At 53.9% G+C, this 17,859-nt stretch carries 14 protein-coding genes; 8 read left to right on the top strand and 6 right to left on the bottom strand.

The window, feature by feature from the left end; translation table 11 throughout:
* Window positions 1–51: 51 nt before the first annotated feature.
* The gene (locus J2I47_RS21100; RefSeq protein WP_207366600.1) at window positions 52–945 is read right to left on the bottom strand and encodes a helix-turn-helix domain-containing protein; all 894 of its coding nucleotides are present in this window, start codon (window positions 943–945) and stop codon (window positions 52–54) included.
* 192 nt (window positions 946–1,137) lie between these two features.
* Here J2I47_RS21100 and J2I47_RS21105 point away from each other — a divergent pair, with 192 nt between their 5' ends.
* Window positions 1,138–1,578 (top strand): cold-shock protein, encoded by a 441-nt coding sequence (locus tag J2I47_RS21105; RefSeq protein ID WP_207366601.1) that lies wholly within the window; start codon window positions 1,138–1,140, stop codon window positions 1,576–1,578.
* 99 nt (window positions 1,579–1,677) lie between these two features.
* Here the strand turns inward: J2I47_RS21105 and J2I47_RS21110 are convergent, their stop codons facing one another.
* Entirely contained in the window at window positions 1,678–2,562 is an 885-nt protein-coding gene (locus tag J2I47_RS21110) for an NAD(P)H-binding protein (protein ID WP_207366602.1), read from the bottom strand.
* A gap of 197 nt (window positions 2,563–2,759) precedes the next feature.
* Here J2I47_RS21110 and J2I47_RS21115 point away from each other — a divergent pair, with 197 nt between their 5' ends.
* From J2I47_RS21115 to J2I47_RS21145, 7 genes are all read left to right on the top strand, one after another.
* Window positions 2,760–3,374: a 3'-5' exonuclease gene (locus tag J2I47_RS21115; protein WP_207366603.1), complete on the top strand. Its 615-nt coding sequence runs from the start codon at window positions 2,760–2,762 to the stop codon at window positions 3,372–3,374.
* A gap of 91 nt (window positions 3,375–3,465) precedes the next feature.
* Window positions 3,466–6,000, top strand: a complete 2,535-nt coding sequence (gene uvrA, locus J2I47_RS21120) for an excinuclease ABC subunit UvrA (protein ID WP_207366604.1) — start codon at window positions 3,466–3,468, stop codon at window positions 5,998–6,000.
* Between the two features lie 174 nt (window positions 6,001–6,174).
* Entirely contained in the window at window positions 6,175–6,534 is a 360-nt protein-coding gene (locus J2I47_RS21125) for a hypothetical protein (RefSeq protein WP_207366605.1), read from the top strand.
* Window positions 6,535–6,885: 351 nt separating this feature from the next.
* Complete coding sequence (locus J2I47_RS21130) at window positions 6,886–9,525, top strand: hypothetical protein (protein ID WP_207366606.1); 2,640 nt, start codon at window positions 6,886–6,888, stop codon at window positions 9,523–9,525.
* Between the two features lie 8 nt (window positions 9,526–9,533).
* Window positions 9,534–10,811: a hypothetical protein gene (locus J2I47_RS21135; protein ID WP_207366607.1), complete on the top strand. Its 1,278-nt coding sequence runs from the start codon at window positions 9,534–9,536 to the stop codon at window positions 10,809–10,811.
* A 72-nt stretch (window positions 10,812–10,883) separates the two neighbouring features.
* Complete coding sequence (locus J2I47_RS21140; RefSeq protein ID WP_207366608.1) at window positions 10,884–11,240, top strand: hypothetical protein; 357 nt, start codon at window positions 10,884–10,886, stop codon at window positions 11,238–11,240.
* 39 nt (window positions 11,241–11,279) lie between these two features.
* Window positions 11,280–12,539, top strand: coding sequence for a hypothetical protein (locus tag J2I47_RS21145; protein ID WP_207366609.1), 1,260 nt, complete (start codon window positions 11,280–11,282; stop codon window positions 12,537–12,539).
* Window positions 12,540–12,616: 77 nt separating this feature from the next.
* Here the strand turns inward: J2I47_RS21145 and J2I47_RS21150 are convergent, their stop codons facing one another.
* The 4 genes from J2I47_RS21150 to J2I47_RS21165 form a co-directional block, all read right to left on the bottom strand.
* Window positions 12,617–13,480, bottom strand: a complete 864-nt coding sequence (locus J2I47_RS21150; RefSeq protein ID WP_015331426.1) for a sigma-70 family RNA polymerase sigma factor — start codon at window positions 13,478–13,480, stop codon at window positions 12,617–12,619.
* Window positions 13,481–13,552: 72 nt separating this feature from the next.
* On the bottom strand, window positions 13,553–15,688 hold the full coding sequence (gene pnp, locus J2I47_RS21155) for a polyribonucleotide nucleotidyltransferase (protein ID WP_207366610.1): 2,136 nt from the start codon (window positions 15,686–15,688) through the stop codon (window positions 13,553–13,555).
* 290 nt (window positions 15,689–15,978) lie between these two features.
* A complete protein-coding gene (rpsO, locus tag J2I47_RS21160; RefSeq protein ID WP_207366611.1) occupies window positions 15,979–16,254 on the bottom strand; it encodes a 30S ribosomal protein S15 in 276 nt (91 codons plus the stop codon).
* A gap of 227 nt (window positions 16,255–16,481) precedes the next feature.
* Complete coding sequence (locus J2I47_RS21165; protein WP_207366612.1) at window positions 16,482–17,681, bottom strand: helix-turn-helix transcriptional regulator; 1,200 nt, start codon at window positions 17,679–17,681, stop codon at window positions 16,482–16,484.
* Window positions 17,682–17,859 lie beyond the last annotated feature (178 nt).

The raw sequence follows: 17,859 nt of genomic DNA on the forward strand, positions 1-17,859 counted from the left end.
GGTGCAGCCGCCATACGCCGGGGCGTTACTCCCATTCGGGGAACCACTTGTCTATTTCACCGATTCAGCTTCCCGCCGAAAATCGCCGGGTGTTTGCCCCGTGTGCTTCTTGAAGAATTTGGCGAAGTGCGCCGGACCAGAGAAGTTAAGCTGATAGGCAATCTCGCTGATATCGGCGGTGGTGAAGCGGATCAGGCTCTGGGCTTCCTGCGCCAGTTTGCTGGTAATAAACCAATAGGCATTGTGGCCCGTAGCCTTGCGCACCGAATCGTTGAGGTGGTTGGGCGTGACGGCCAGCAGACTGGCATACGCCTCTACGGTGCGTTTCTGGAGGTAGTTGGCCTGCACCAGACCAACGAACCGGGTGGTGAGCAGAGTGGCTGCCGATTGGTTCAGCTGACTTTCCTGAAACGTCTGGTAGGCCGCCCGGCACCGGTAGAGCACCGCCAGCAACCGGGCATAAAGCACCTGTTCACTAAACAGATGCTTGCCCTCCTGCTCCTGCAGCAACCCGTCAAAATCGACGGATAAATCGGTGAAGAGGTTGGCGCTGATCTGAAAAAAATTGGTGTGCAGCAGATCGAAAAACGGAAACTCGTCGGCCAGCACAGAGCGCATAAACGTGAAGCACTCGGCCTTGAAATAGATCAGGTACCCCGCCAAACCCGGCTGCCGCTGCCAGGCCAGCACGTGCCCCGGCGACTGAAACACCAGATAATAAGGCAGTTGCGAGCGTCCGGCACCGTCAATTTGAAAGATGGATCGTGCACCGGGGTTGTAAACGAGCGCTACCAGATAAAAATCCTTCCGAAACGGGGGCATCACCGCCCGCACATGGGGGTAGGTGTCTTCCAGCCGCACCATGTAGAAATACGGATTGGTGGTGCGCCCGGCGAACCCCGCCGCTTCCAGAAACTCGTTGATGGTGTTGTAATGGGGAAGCATACTGGTATTATCCAATTAATCGGTCGAAACGCCCTCCAATAATCAACTTATTTGGTCGATATACGGTTGATTCATTGATGGCCTGATTCACAGTTACCTACAATCAAACCATTCACTGTTGACAGGGCATCATCCTCGCCTTAAATCAGGCCGCTCATGCGCCCGACCTGCCCGCGAGATTAAACGCACACTATGGAGACGTTCAGTAAAAAAGAGAAAGAAAAGTTAAGACAAAAGAAGCGGAAAGATAAGCAGGAGAAGAAGGAAGACCGGAAAGCCAATGCCCAGAAAGGTCAGTCACTTGATCAAATGCTGGCCTACGTTGATGAAAACGGCAACATTTCTACTACTCCACCCGACCCCCGTCGTATCCGCTCCGTCAACGAGGCGAGCATCCAGATTGGCGTACCCCGGCAATCCGACGTACCGGCAGAGGTGCTGGTCCGGAATGGTGTAGTTACGTTCTTCAACGCCTCGAAAGGATACGGTTTCATTAAAGACCTGCAAACGCAGGAAAGCATTTTCGTCCACGTCAACGCCCTCACCGAGCCGCTCAACGAGCAGGACAAAGTGACGTTCTCGACCACGCAGACCCCCAAAGGGCCCAACGCAGTCGACGTGAAGAAGATATAAACGAGTTTAACGTTTAAGGTCTAAAGTCCAAGGTTGGCTGACGCAAAAGCGTGTGCGTCAGCCAACCTTGGACTTTAGACCTTAAACGTTAAACCCATTTCACCCCTGATACGCCGCGGCAAATTCGTTTTTGGCGAAGTCTTCGAGCTTGGTTTTGCTCGGCGTAGGGCGGTTTTCCATGTAGTCGGCCTGCATTGAGCCGTCGCGCAGGGCCACGCCCATCTCCGTATAGTTATTGGCCATTTCCTCGTTTAGCCCGGCCTGTAGCATGCCCTGTTTATTTTGCTCGTCGGAGAATACTACCCAGGGCGTTTCGGGTTTGCCAATGGCTTCACCTAATATTTTGGCGATTTCAGCCCCCGTTTTTTCGTCACCGGCCACGTAGCGGATTTGTGTACCCGTGAAGTCGAGGTTCAGCAGTTCCTGCAGGGCGGCTTCGGCGATGTCGTTGGTATGCACCAGCACTACCTTGTCGTCGCCGAAGTTGCTGCCCATGATGCCCATGCCTTTGACCATGCCCGTCATGCTGAACAGGTTTTGCATGAAGTATGACGGACGTAACACCTTTACATTCAGCCCCTCAACGGTCTTCAATTTCTCTTCCAGGTCGTGGAGACCCGTTACCGGCCCAACCCCCTGCGGCAGGTGCGCTCCCACACTGCTGAGCATGACCACAAACCGCACGTCGTTGGCCCGGAGGGCGGCAACGTAGTTATCGGCAACACCGTTCTGATAGGCACGCCAGTTAGTTACTCCCCACTTCGGCGGAATCATCAGGTACACGGCATCGGCGTTGGCAAAAGCCTCTGAGACGAACGCGGCATCTTCTACATCACCCACAGCCGCTTGAGCGCCCAACGCTTCAATCCTGGCCACATTTTCGGCCTTGCTCGTCACTAACGTTACGGTATGACCCGCTTTGACTAATCCTGCTGTAATGGGTTTTCCGGTATGGCCCAGTGAACCGGTTATGACGTAATGCATGGTAATTGATTGGTTAGTTGTGCGTGATATTTGTACATACAAATGAAGTGATAAGCTGACTGAATAGTTCGCAATCGCGCAGCATTCCCCTTATTTTTGTCTGGACGGTGCATGAACAGGACAATGGCTATTGACCATTGGCTGTCAGACAGCGTTTTCCAACTTCTCGTCTGGTATCCAGCAGCCAACAGCCATCTATGCCTTTCTTAGTCCTTGATCTTGAAATGTCTGGCCCCGATCCAGGCTACAACGAAATTATTCAGGTTGGTGCCGTTCTCTTCGATGACGACTGGGTTGAAAAAGGCCAATATCTCACCAACGTCTACCCCGAAAATGCCGATGCCTTTACCGCCTCTGCCGAGAAAGTCCATAACCTCTCCCTCGCTGACCTCGACGATGCGCCGATGATCTACGATGTGCTGCCTGCCATGGAAACCTGGATCTGCGAGAAACTCAATATCCGCGTGCCGCCCAACCAGGTGGATAAGACACCCCTCCTGCGCGACGTGGTCATCTGCGGTCAAAGCGTGATGCACGACATTAACTTTCTGAAAGAGGCCTACCTCAACGAGAAAATGAAATGGCCCTTCTCGCGTACCCTCGTCGACCTGCACACGCTCAGTTATTTTGTGTTCCGCATCCTCCGTAAAAACGGTAAGTCCACGCCTAAAGGCCTTAGCCTCACGGCTATTGCGGCCTACTTCGGTTTTGAGCGCGAAGACAGTTTTCATAATGCCCTGGAAGATGCGATCCTGACGGCGCAGTGCCTGAAAGCTATTTATAAACTCGGCGACGGGTTTGTGATGGGGTAGCACCAATGCCCGTAGCCTAATCTTCTGGTAGCGTAATCTACCGGGTTGGGGCTGCTTGGGGTTACAGCAGCAGTATATCCAGCTTTACTGCATGCAGACTGTAGTTGACCAGCCCGAATTGGCTACCGAAACGGGCTTTGTCCGGGTAACGGGAGCACGGGAAAATAACCTCAAAAACGTATCGCTTACCATTCCGCGTAACGCACTTGTTGTGTTTACCGGCGTGTCGGGGTCGGGCAAATCGTCGCTGGCGTTTGGCACCTTATATGCTGAAGCCCAACGGCGTTACCTCGAATCGGTGTCGCCCTACGCGCGGCGGCTCTTCAACCAGATGGCCGTACCGGAGGTGGACGAGATCGACGGGTTGCCACCCGCCGTGGCCCTGCAACAGCAGCGGGGGGCACCCACCACGCGTTCATCGGTGGGCAGTGTCACCACCCTCTCCAACCTCCTCCGCATGTTGTATTCGCGGGCGGGCACGTACCCGGACGGGCAGTCGATTCTCTACGCCGAATCCTTTTCGGCCAACACGCCCGAAGGAGCCTGCCCGCAATGCCACGGGTTGGGGCGGGTTTATGAAGTCACTGAACGAACGATGGTTCCCGACGATTCGCTGACCATCCGCGAACGGGCCATTGCGGCATGGCCCACCGCCTGGCACGGCCAGAACCTGCGCGAAATTCTGATCACGCTGGGTTACGACATCGACACCCCCTGGCGCGACCTACCCAAAAAAGACCGCGACTGGATTCTGTTTACCGATGAGCAACCCGTCGTGCCGGTATATTCGGGCTGGGAACGCGAACAGGTGCAACGAGCCATAAAACGCAACCTTACGCCCAGCTACATGGGCACCTTCACCGGCGTGCGCAAATACGTGGTGCAAACCTTTGCCAACACCACCAGCCCACTGATGAAAAAACGGGTGTCGCAATACATGCTGAGCACCGAATGCCCGCTTTGCCATGGCAAACGGCTGCGCCGCGAGTCGCTCTCGATCACCTTTGCCGGTCTTGACATCACCGACATATCCCGGATTTCGCTTAGCAAACTAGCCGACATCATGCGCCCCTACGCCGACCAAACGACCGGCAACGTGGACCAAATGAAACGGGAAGCGCCCGAAAAAGCCCTGGTGGTGCAACGCATTGCTGCCGATCTGGTGGGTCGGCTCGATGTGCTGCTTGATCTTGGCCTGGGTTACCTGTCGCTCGAACGCAGCACACCCACACTCTCACCCGGTGAACATCAGCGCTTGCGTCTGGCCACGCAGGTACGGTCTAATCTGTTTGGAGTGGTCTACGTGCTCGATGAACCTTCGGCGGGCCTCCACCCCGCCGACACCGAAGCCTTACTGCGGGCGCTCGACCGGCTAAAAGCGTCGGGCAATTCACTGTTTGTGGTGGAACATGAACTCGACGTTGTCCGGCAGGCCGACTGGATCGTTGATGTTGGTCCAGCCGCAGGCGAGCAGGGTGGTCACATTCTATATAGCGGGCCACCTGCTGGCCTGGCTCATGTGGCCCAGTCCAAAACGCGCCAGTATCTTTTTGACAATCATTCATTTACCAGCCCCGAGCCACGGCCTGCCAACGGCTGGTTGCGGCTGGAAGGCGTAAGCCGGAACAACCTTGACAACCTCGACGTAGCTTTTCCACTTGGTGTACTAACCAGCGTAACGGGCATATCCGGCTCCGGCAAATCGAGTTTGGTCAGTCAGGTACTGGTTGAATTGGTGGCCGACGCCCTGGGCGATGCCTTACCCGATGAAGACGAAGCCGACCCCCTGCAGGATGTTGCCCCGGTTACACTGGGTGGTCGTATCGCGTCGGGGATGGCCGGTATCAAACGACTGGTACAGGTAGACCAGAAGCCCATTGGCCGCACACCACGTTCCAACTTAGCAACCTATACCGGCCTGTTTGATCACGTCAGGAAGCTGTTTGCAAGCACTAAACTGGCTAAATCCCGCCGCTACGATGCCGGACGTTTCTCGTTTAACGTGCCAAAAGGCCGTTGCGAAAAATGCCAGGGCGAGGGTTTCGTCATGGTCGAGCTGCTGTTCCTGCCCAGCGTCTACACACCCTGCCCGGTTTGCCAGGGGGCACGCTACAACGCCCAAACACTGGAGATTACGTACCGCGACAAAACCATCGCCGATGTACTGAGGCTAACCGTTGATGAAGCCTACGATTTTTTCGGTGAGGAGCCCCCCGTTCGCCGGTCGCTGCATGTGCTGCGCGAAGTAGGCCTGGGCTACCTGCGGCTGGGACAGCCCGCCACCGAACTGTCGGGCGGCGAGGCACAACGCATCAAGCTGGCAACTGAACTACAACGCAGCGGTCATGGCAACACGCTCTACATCCTCGACGAACCCACCACCGGACTACATCCTGCCGACGTGGAACGGCTCGTTACCCAACTCAACGGCCTGGTTGAAGCCAGAAACACGGTGATTGTGGTAGAGCATGATATGCGTGTGGTGGCGGGCAGCGACTGGGTGATTGATATTGGCCCCGGAGCGGGCGAAGCCGGTGGGCAGGTAGTGGCGGCGGGGCCACCGCTGGCTTTGGCAGAATCAGAAAAAAGCCGCACGGCAACGTACCTGAAACGGTTTTTAGGGTAGACCACAAAATCCATTCATGTAGTTGATTAACCGTTTGTACCACCCGTGCAACTCTGCCGGGGATGCTTTCATCTTTGGGGTGTCTGTGTGAGAATGGGCTCACGCAGTTCCTTGACCCTTAACTAATTATCAACGATGAACACCCTGGTCTGCTCTCTCCTTCTTTTCTGCTCAATGAACGCAACCGCCCCTGCTGACCCTATTCAACAGGAAGGTAAACACGGCCGCCCTACCAGGCTTGTCCACTTCGATATTGGGGCCTACATTGCCGCCAACGGAACCAAGCTCCGCCTCAACGTCGACAAGCAACTGGGCGGACTGGTCTATGTGCAACTGACAGACCGTGGCGGCAACCTTTACTTCAACCAAACGCTTCGCGCCGATGAAGATGTCCTCCGCCTTAGCCTGGACCTCAGCCACCTCACCGACAATAATTACATCCTGAACGTTACCAACGGCCTCGACACGATCACCCGCGAGATCAAAATCGCCACCAAAGTAATTCAGGAGAATCGCACAGTAACATTGCAGTAAGCGGTCAAACATTCCATGTAAAAACGCCTCGACCGTTGCTGGTCGAGGCGTTTTTGTGTGAAAAAACCTGTATTGCTTTCAAAACGCCATAGAGTGGAGACTGCCCCAGGTGCGTCTTCAACACTTTCGATCGGGCGGTGTGACGCAGGCGGTGGATGGCTTTCTTTTTAGTCTGCCGGACGTATTTTTTGTAGATATAAAACCGCTTACATGAAGGGGAGACCGATAAATCAATACTATACATAGTAACTAGTGTTCACCACCGAATTTGATACTATCAACTCATTGCCAGTCTTTTAGTTGATTAATATGCCCCCTACTTTTCCTACTAAACCTCTTTCTTTTTCGCCCATGAACCCGTCTCCAACCTACTCTAATGGCTACGCCGGTGAACACACCGACCACCTGCTACCCAACAACCCCTTCGTCGACGAGGTAATCCTAGAAGCCTTCGAGCCCGCCTACGAAGAGGTAGGATACGAACAGTCGCAGTCGTTTTCGATAGAGCCCGAAAGCCCATTCATATCGGAGTTCGAAAGTAATGGCGATAGCAGGACGGCTCCTAACCCAATGGCCGAGCAGATGGTGAGCCTGCTGGCCGAGTTGCACGACCACGAAATGAATGAAGCGCTGTTTGAACTGGCTACCGAGTTTGAAGACGTTGCCATGAGCCGGGTAGTGAACGAAGCAGGTGGGGGTTATTCGCTTCGCACGGTCAGTGAGTTGCGTAACCACGCCGCCCCGCTCATCTACGAGCTTGAAACCATGATTGGTAAGATGGCCGACGAAGCCGAAACTACTGATCTGGCCAGCAAGAGCGAAGCCGAACTGGAACAGTTTTTCGACAAATACCTCACCGAACACGAAGGCTTCTCACCGCGCTTCGAACTGTTTTTTGGCAAAGTCTTTCGGGCAGTGAAAAGTGTAGCGAGACGGGCGGTCGACGCGGCTAGAAAGGTAGGCTCAACGGTGGTTAACGTCGTAAAAAAGGGGGTTGAGTTTGCCGGAAAATTCCTGCCTATCGGTACGCTGCTGAATCAGCTCAAAAAGCTGGTGATGCCTCTGGTAAACAAGGTTATCAACTTTGCCATCAACAAGATTCCAGCACCGTTGCAGCCTGTAGCCCGGCAGTTTGTGAACAAGCTCATGAACCGCGAATCGTTCGAGACCCAGTCGACGTATGAACTGGAAAACTACACCGATGAATCTGAGGGTGAGCAATCTACCACCTACGAAATCAACGAGATACAGCAGGAATTTAATGCCCGCGTGGCCAATCTGCTGTTTTCGGCCAATGAGCAGGAAAACGAGGTTACGGTGCAACAGTACGTGCAGGAAAACGAACAGCCGCAGCAGGAAGACGAAGCCGACACGCTGGCCTTGGCACGCGAGCAGTTTGTGCGTGAACTAAGCGAGCTAAAAGACGGCGAAGACCCTACACCCGCCATTCAGCGGTTCCTGCCGGCGATATTACCCGTTTTGCGTATCGCCCTCAGAATCATTGGGCGCGACAAAGTAGTCAACTTCCTGGGGGGGCTGGTATCGCAACTTATTGGTAAGCTGTTGGGCAATACCCTGAAGCAATATCATGGTGCGCTGGGCAACGCCGTAGCCGATATTGGTCTGAAACTATTGACGCTCGAAACGCCTGGACAAACCCAAGAAACGGTGAGCTACGAAGCCTATGCCTCGACTGTAGAAGAGATTTTGACTGAGATTGGCTCGAAACCCGAAAACTACACTGCCGACTCCGAAACGGTGCAAAACCTAGTGGCTGAAGCCTTTGAGCGGGCTGCCGCAAATAATTTTCCGACCGGTATGGTGAAGCCCACGCTTCGGCAGGTATCGGTGAAAGGCATGTGGATGCGGATGCCACGCAGCCGGGGGGCCCAGAAAACCTACCGCAAGTTTTCGCACCCGTTTCCTGTCACCATCGCGCCGCGGGTGGCCCATCTTATCAAAACGTTCAAGGGACAGTCGCTGGCGAGTTTTTTGAAAGATAAACTGGGGTTGCCCATCAACCAGCCCATTAAGGCCACTGTACACGTGTATGAGGCAATTCACCTTACTAAGCTACCCCTTATTGCCCGCGCCGAAAAACTACCGGGTCTGAATAGTTCACACTGGTCGGCTTACTGTCAGTTCCACCCGCTGACCGTTGAGGCAGCTTCACTTTTGCTACACGAACCCCTACTGGGCAAAGACGTCGATGCCAAGTTCCTACAGTCACGGAGCCGCATCAGCACTGGGCAACGGTTCTATTTCCTCGAAGTTCCTGGAGCCCGCGTCCAAATACCGCTCGGAGCTGGCCATGTGGTGCGGCCACAACTACCGAGTAGTCCGGGAAGTATAATGCCGTCGCCAAAGGTGCAAATGCCCATTCCCCGGTCAAGCGATGCGCAGGCGGTGCTGAATTTCCTGAAGAGCGATATACATTTCAACTTCTTTTTCAGCAACGAAGATGCCCGTATCATTGGACAGAAGCTGGCTGGTGGAGACTACCTCTCCGCGGCAGGCACAGTGCGCGAAGTGGTGCGTGACATCCTAACTAATACCCTTCTTCGCAACGTACCCAGCAAAGTGAAAATCATTCACGAGGCTGTTCCAGAGCTGTATCTTGAAAACTTTGAGCCCGCCCAAGAGCAATTTCTGGGGGGCGTGGGGCGTGCCATTGGCGGGGCCGTGGTGAAATATGGGAAAGCAGCATTGACCAAACTGGTTGAGAAGCTGATCGAGAAATTTGCCGAGGTGGTGCGCAATGCGGTGGTTACCTACCTGCGCAACCGGAAGCAGGAGTTCATCAGCGCCGCCACTCATCAGGATGGGGTTACCGTGAAAGTGAGTTTCACCAACGTGCCGGTGATGGCAAAAATAAGGCTGATCATCAACGCCATGAAAGGCAAAGCCAGCCTCGGCGACCTCACTGACTTTACGCTGCCTTCGCTGCCTTCGCCTGCGATCATCATTGTGGGTGGCCGCCGTTTTGACTGATCAAGGCTATGACCACAGCAACCCTCGCTCCGCTCACGTTGGCCCGGTCACGGCAACTGGTGCGGCGCCAACTGGAACACTGGCTACAGGCCACCCGCCGGCTGGCGGCGTTCGAGCAACTGGCCTCGCCGGGTGCCTGGCAGGGAATTGACCATACGCTGAGTGTTAATATCCGGCAGTTCCTGACTCAGGCTATTACCAATCTGAAACTAAATGGACAGCAGTTGGAGACCCGGCTGGGCAACGCTAAATCTGAAGCCGACCTAACTGCTATCCGAAGCGATCTGATTCAGTTTCGTCAGCACTATGTGCAGTGCGAAACAACGGTTCATCTCTACACTGATGCGATCAATTCGCGCACCACAGCCTACATCGCGGCGCTGATGCGAGCCTGCGACGTACTCTGTATGCAAAGCATGCAGGAATTACTGTCGCGAATAAACAACACACCGCCGCCACCCGTGATGACCTACATCGATAAAGGTCTCGGCGCGTCTATTCTGAAAGCGGGGCTCCGGCTCTGGGACCAGTCTACCAGTCCTGTGGCGGTAGTCAAGATAACGCAGCATAACCTGTTCCGACCCACGGCGGCCATCCACGAAACGGGTCACCAGGTGGCGCACATACTCGACTGGAACCGTGAACTGTCACACGCCCTGCGGGCAGGCTTACGTGAACGGTCAGCGTTGGCGGCCGACGAGTTTGCGGGCTGGGCGTCGGAGATTGCCGCCGATGCGTTTGCCTTTGTACACACGGGCTATGCCGCCGTGGCTGCCCTGCACGACGTAGTAGCGGGTTCGGCGGGTGCCGTAACGCAATACAACATCGGCGATCCGCACCCCATCTCCTACCTGCGGGTGCTGCTTGGCCTCGAAATGTGTCGACAATGGTTTGGACTTGGCCCGTGGGATGATCTGGAAACGTCGTGGACGGGTTTTTATCAACCCCGCAACCGGGCAGGCCACGGGGCGCAGGTCATTGACAGCTGTGTGCCGCTACTACCCCAGGCCGTTGGTATCATTCTTAAACAACGGTATAAAGCGTTTGGTCAGCGAGCGTTGTCAGATATCATTAACCCATTGAGGGTCAAGCCTGAGGAGTTGTTAAAGCTGGAGCGTATTGCCGGACCGGGGCTGTTTACCAACCACGGCTGGATTTGGAAAGAGGCCCTTCGCCTATTGGCACTTAGCGGCTATAAAATTGCCATCAGCGATAATCCTGCCGAGGAATATAAGCAACAGGAAGACTGGATGCAGAAACTCGGCTGGTCTGTGAATCTTAACTAACCCCCTAACCAAGTTCCGATCATGGCAACCTCATCTAAAAAAAGTGGTCCAACCCAATCAACCAATACAAACATGGAAACGACACAGGAGCAAACGAAAAACGCTGAAGACCAGCCAGCCACAGACACGCCGGAAGCTACCGCAACGAAAACCGGCAATACGTCTTCGTTGTACCCACAGGTGCATAATGAGGCTGACATTGAAGAGGTTATAAAACGAAATGCCTGGTTAACGCAGAACTATAACGACCTGAGCAAAAAGGTAGATGCATTAACCAAGCAGACATCGGAGAGTTTAACGCAGGCGCTTGTCCAGGCAATACACAAACTAACGGATGACTTACCTGGCAGACAAAACAACCAGCCAACCGACAACCTCAAAAAACGGCTGGAGGTGCTGCGCACCAATTACCCTAACACCCTGATTTAGCCCCTCACATACCCCTTCCCTCTTAATCATCTCCTCGTCATGTCAGCTACCCTGAACCTCATCAAAGCCTATAATGCGTTGTATGTCAACGAAATTTCGCCGGCCAATCCCCCTCCAGCCTCGCTGCCTAACTACAGAAACACGATGGGGCCAATCATTTCCCGATGGACTTTCCCTGGGCCACCAGCCTTAGGTCCGGGGAAAATTGATGAGGTGGAAAGCGAAGCGAGCATCAACCAGTTCATCTCAATGCCTGACGCCGGTGTTATCGAAAACTGCATTGGCTTCCATTGGTATGATTTAATGTTTAACATCAGTTTCAACGATCCCAGACGCGTTAATGGACTTGCCCTTGGAGCGCAACCTGAAAAACAATTTCCACCTTATCACCTGATCTTCGCTTATCTGATCGAAAACACCCGCATCATTCCCATATTCGAGCGGCTCATTCAAAAATTCATGACGAGCGAAGATTTTGGGCATGCCAGCGAGTTTACCGCTCACTGGATTCGCAATACGCAGAGTCTGTTCTACAAAGACATGCATATTCCGAATTTCCGGCCGTTGATTTCATCCCTTTTACCCAGTTTCGACGCCAGCCGACGTAACGCGTATTACCGTTTGTTTGGCCTAGAGCTGAGCCACGGTAACCAGGATAACTCGCCGGTACCGTTTGTGAAACCATCCAGCTTCAACCAGAGCTTTGTACCACTGCTGGAAAACTTATTACGCGAGATCTGGCAGGGTATTATCAACCATCGCAACACCAGCGGTGCTAACACCACAGACGTGGTTGCACTGGCTGATTCGGCCCGGTTGCTCAAAGACCTGCTCCTGTCTCGCCGTAACGCCAGCTTAGACCTCTCGCTTTACGAAACCAGCAGCCTCTCGAAAGAGGAGTTTTTCTCGGTCATCATGCTCGAGTGGTTTTACCAGGTTATTGCCTCCAACACCGATCTGGTGAGGGAGTTGAACGCAGAAGCCGTCATGCCGCACGAACGGTTGGCTATTCTCGGTAAATTAGTTGGTATTACGCCCCATTCTAAATCACGCGATCTATTTGAATTGGCTCCACTGCTGGCCATTTTCCTGCGACTCATGGAAGAAGGTTATTACGATGATCCAGCGAATATTAACGCCCTTTTCGACCCCAGCGTGCCCAATACCTTCGCCAAAGAAATCTCGCTCATCATTACACTCTGGCAAAAAACCACGGGTCGTAACCTGAAACAAATGCCGAACACCTCTTATGCCAGCAACGGCCAACGCATGGCCAACAGTGCCGTGCTGGTGAGGTAAGTTGACTACAGAATTCACTACCTTACAAAAAAAGCCCGCTCTAGCGGGCTTTTTTTGTAAGGTTCAACTTGAATACCTTATCCCAAATACGTCTTCAAGGCTTTTGACCTTGACGTATGGCGCAGGCGGCGGATGGCTTTCTCCTTGATCTGCCGAACGCGCTCGCGGGTGAGGTTAAACTTCTCCCCGATCTCTTCCAGCGTCATAGCGTGTTCGCCGTTGAGGCCGAAGTAGAGCGTGATCACGTCGGCTTCGCGCTGGGTGAGCGTCGAGAGGGCACGTTGTACTTCCTTGCGCAGCGAGTCGTTGATAAGGCCCGAATCAGGCTTGTCTTCGCCATCGTTTTCGAGCACGTCGAGCAGGCTGTTTTCTTCACCCTGCACAAACGGCGCATCCATCGACACGTGGCGACCCGAAATTTTCAGCGTATCGACTACTTCAGCAGGCGAAATATCAAGCACTGCAGCCAGTTCTTCCGGCGACGGCTCCCGCTCGAATTTCTGCTCCAGGTCAGAGAACGTCTTCGATATTTTGTTCAGCGAACCTACCCGGTTCAGGGGCAGCCGCACAATACGTGACTGTTCAGCAAGGGCTTGCAAAATAGACTGACGGATCCACCAAACGGCGTACGAAATGAATTTAAAACCGCGGGTTTCGTCGAAACGCTGCGCGGCTTTGATCAGGCCGAGGTTGCCCTCGTTGATCAAATCGCCCAGTGACAAACCCTGGTTCTGGTATTGCTTGGCAACAGATACTACGAAACGCAAGTTGGCCTTGGTGAGTCGCTCCAGCGACAGTTGGTCGCCTTCCCGGATCTTCTGGGCCAGCGTAACCTCCTCGTCGGGCGTCAGCAGGTCAACCTTACCAATCTCCTGGAGGTACTTATCCAGCGACTGGCTTTCGCGGTTGGTAATCTGTTTTGAAATCTTTAGCTGTCTCATGATGTGCTGAGGATGGTATGCACAGGTAGTAAATAGGCGCGTTGCCTACCTACTACCTATATTTTCAACAAGTTACGCCTTGGTATTGTTCTCCGGGCGGGGCAGCAATGCCTTACGAGATAAACGATATTTGCCCGTCTTTTTGTCGATTTCAACTAATTTAACCCGCACGGTTTCACCCACCTGGAAAACACCATCCATCGTTTCGAGACGTTCCCATTTCACTTCAGAAATGTGTAATAGTCCGTCTTTTCCCGGTAGGAACTCCACAAAGGCACCAAATGGCTGAATCGTTTTCACTTTGCCGTCGTAGATTTCGCCTACTTCGGCAGTGGCCGTGATGCCTTTTACGCGGCTAACGGCCTTATCCATGCTTTCTTTGTTGGTAGCATAAATGCTCACAAAGCCAGCACCATCGCGCTCTTCAATGTTGACCGTAGCCCCCGATTCGCGCTGAATTTCCTGTACCACCTTGCCGCCGGGTCCGATAACCGAGCCGATCTGGTCCTGCGCAATCTTGATCACGTAGGCACGGGGAGCAAACGGTTTCAGGTCGGGCTTCACCGCAGACAGACCCTTCATCATTTCGCCCAGGATGTGCAGCCGGCCAGCCTTCGCCTGATGCAGGGCTTCGGTCAGGATTTCGTACGAAAGCCCATTCACTTTCATGTCCATCTGCACGGCGGTGATTCCTTTTTCACTACCCGTTACCTTGAAGTCCATGTCGCCGAGGTGATCTTCATCACCCAGGATGTCCGACAGCACAGCGTACTTGCCGGTGGCTTCGTCGGTAATCAGGCCCATGGCAATACCGGCTACGGGTGCTTTGATTTTGATACCGGCGTCCATCAGGGCCAGCGTACCAGCGCATACCGTTGCCATTGACGACGACCCGTTCGACTCCAGAATGTCGGATACGATACGGATGGTATACGGGTTATCCTGACCTTCGGGCAACATGCCTTTCAGGGCGCGGTGGGCCAGATTACCGTGACCAATTTCGCGGCGGGATGCCCCCCGGTTAGGTTTCACCTCACCCGTTGAGAAGCCGGGGAAGTTATAGTGCAACAGGAATTTGTTGTAACCCTGCTGCAAGGCCTGATCCACAATCTGCTCATCGAGCTTGGTTCCCAGCGTTACGGTCGTCATCGACTGCGTTTCGCCGCGGGTAAACACCGCCGAACCGTGAGCACGGGGCAGGTAATCGACTTCGCACTGAATAGGCCGGATCTCGTCGAGCTTGCGGCTATCAAGGCGGTAACGTTCGTTGAGTACCAGGTTCCGTGAGGCTTCCCACACCACGTCGCTGAAATATGTTTTGATCAGACCAGTATTTACTTCCGTGCCTTCGGGCAATGAAGCAATGTATTCTTCACGAACGGCCTTGAAGCCTTCCGAACGCGCTTTTTTGCTTGCCTGGCCTTTCAGCGCTACCTCATATACCTTATCATACGTAGCGGCGTGAACGGCTTTGCGCAGGTCTTCGTCGTGCGTTTCGTGGTTGTACGTCCGCTTTTCGGTCTTGCCTACTTTGGCTTCCAGTTCTTTCTGCGCAGCTACCTGCACCTTAATAGCGTCATGGGCTATTTTCAGGGCCTCAACTACTTCTTCTTCCGAACATTCTTTCATTTCGCCTTCCACCATGTTGATGTCATTGGCGTTGGCGGCTACGATCAGGTCGAGTGTAGCGCGTTCCAGTTCAGAAGTAAGCGGGTTGATTTTGTACTGACCATCAATCTTGGCCACGCGCACCTCCGAAATCGGCCCGTTGAAGGGAATGTCAGAAACGGCAAGGGCAGCCGAGGCGGCCAGGGCGGCAAGTTGATCGGGCTGTACTTCGGGGTCAGCTGAGATCATGGTGATCATGACCTGGGTATCGCCGTGAAAATCTTCGGGGAAGGTGGGGCGCAGCGCACGGTCTACCAGACGGGAGATCAGGATCTCATAATCTGACAGCCGACCTTCGCGGCGCTGGAAGCTACCGGGGATTTTACCGGCAGAAGCAAATTTTTCCTGATAATCGACCGAAAGGGGCAAAAAATCAATGCCTTCGCGGGCATCTTTGCTGGCCACTACGGTGGCTAGCAGCATGGTGTCGCCGAGGCGAACAACAACGGCTCCATCAGCCTGGCGGGCCAATTTTCCGGTTTCGATGGTGATCTCCCGACCATCGGGCAGCGCAACAGTTTGCGTGGTGATTTGAAACATACTACAGGTTTTGATTCTCGCTACAACAGCTTTAAAAACATCGGTTTATCCTACTCCTACCGCTTTCACCACAAAAAGAAGCACCGTTAATGATTTTCAACCCAACGCATACAACTAACGATGGCTGGGGGTACACCCACAAGGTCTTCGATTTAAAGTTAAGAGTTTGAACAGGGGCAAAAGTCACCCTATTCGTCGTTACGTAGATTGGCCTTCGAACCACCTAAAGGGGTCTATAAGAAAACAGGGAACCCGGTAATGAGTTCCCTGTTTGGTGCAGCTGCATCCGCTTACTTACGAATGTTTAGTGCTGCTAGAATGGCCCGGTAGCGGGTAATATCTTTTTGCTGGAGGTAATCCAACATGCGACGCCGCTTACCTACCAGTTTCAGCAATCCCTGACGGGTGCTGTAATCATGCTTGTGCGCTTTGAGGTGCTCAGTCAAATGATTGATCCGGTACGTAAACAACGCGATCTGAGATTCTGCCGAACCAGTGTCCCCCGGAGTCTTCTGGGCACCCTGCGTGGCGAAAATTTCCTGTTTTTTTTCAGATGGTAAATACATCGTCAGACAGCTTTTTGTTTACAACATTTGTTTAAAGAGCCGCAAAGGTAAGGAAATGATTTGGGATTTTGGATTGGGGATACATGATTTCGGATTGGGGATTGCGGATTGCGGATTATTGCTGACGCATGGGTTTGTTCCCGAGTAAGCCTGCGCTGGCGTCAGCAATAATCCGCAATCCGCAATCCCCAATCCGAAATCATGTATCCCCAATCCAAAATCCCAAATCATTTCAGTCTGTCTACCTCAAAGCGTAATTCGTCGGCGAGCTGGCGGATACGGTCGTAGCTGGGAGCGGGCGGGGGAAGTTGCTGGCTCACGAAAGCTTTCACATCCCAGACTTCCAGCACGTCTTTCAGGGCCACCTCGCGGCTGGGCACGTTGGGGCGGTCGGCGGTGAGGAGCAGTGTGCCTTTGTTTTTCACCTGGTTCACCACCCGCCGCGCCAGAATACCCTGATGCTGAATCAGGAGCACGTAAAACTGTCCGTCGGTGATGTCGAACCAATTGCGCACAAACTGTCCGATGAGCCACGCGCCGGGAAACAGAAAATCGCCGTCGGCCTCAAAGGCGCGGTACTGGCCCACGGGCAGCATGGGCAGGCGCATGGTAGGCAGGCGCGTAAGGTAATCCGGCTGCTGAAACCGCTGCTGGTACTCGTCATACTGCCCCCGCTGTACATAATGAATCGTCTGCGCCGACTGGTCATTGGTCATGGCAATGGGGGCAGCAGCTCCCGCCTGAGGCGGGTTTGAATAGTGATTATTGAAGGCGGGGACGGGTTCGTTGCCATAACTGGCCGTGAAGGCGGGTTGTTGCGGCGGCATAGTACCCCGATTCGTGGGCAAGGGTTCGTCGGCTAGTGGCGGGTTGCGCTGGATGGGCACGCCCCGGTCTACCACGGTGCTGGCACCCGTCATGGTTGGGCTGCGCTCTACAGGCGTTGGCCCCGCCTGTACCGGGCGCGACTCACGTATTTCAGTACGCTCAGTGGGGCGCTGTTCGCCGGGGGGGCGGTAATATTTTTCCAGCACGTTCGAGAGTGGTTGCGGTTCGGGAACAGCGCCAGGCAGTACGGGGTCGCTGATGAGCGGGGCCGTGGTGAAGTCGGCTTCTTCATCCTCGGCATCATCGCTGAAAATGGGCGCGGGTGTATTGGCCGCTCGGGGGGCGGGACCATTCTTGCCCATCGGCAGGCTGAGGTCGGGCGTTTCGCGAATTTTGCGCAGATCCTGTTTCAGCAGTTGGTCGACGGAGGTGTTGAACAGTTTAGCAATCGTGATCAGCGTGTTCCAGTTGGGGTTGGCGCGGGCCTCTTCATACGCCCCCAACAATGACCGTTTAATGCCAATGCGCTGCGAAAACTGCTCCTGCGTTAAGCCATTGAGCTTTCGGAGGTATTTGATGTTGGTGCTGACGAGCGTCATGGTTGGGAGTAGGTTCTGACAAAATTTTTAGTAAAACAACTGATTTTTTCGTTTCAAACAAGAGCAATAGAACGCGGATTTTTATGATTGGGCCGGTCCGCCGGTGCGGGATTGATACGGACTATTTTGGACAGGATTTGCAGGATTTCAGGATGGACAGGATTTTCCTTTCACTCTA

The sequence above is a fragment of the Fibrella rubiginis genome (assembly GCF_017353185.1).
In the GTDB taxonomy this organism is placed as follows: Bacteria; Bacteroidota; Bacteroidia; order Cytophagales; family Spirosomataceae; genus Fibrella; species Fibrella rubiginis.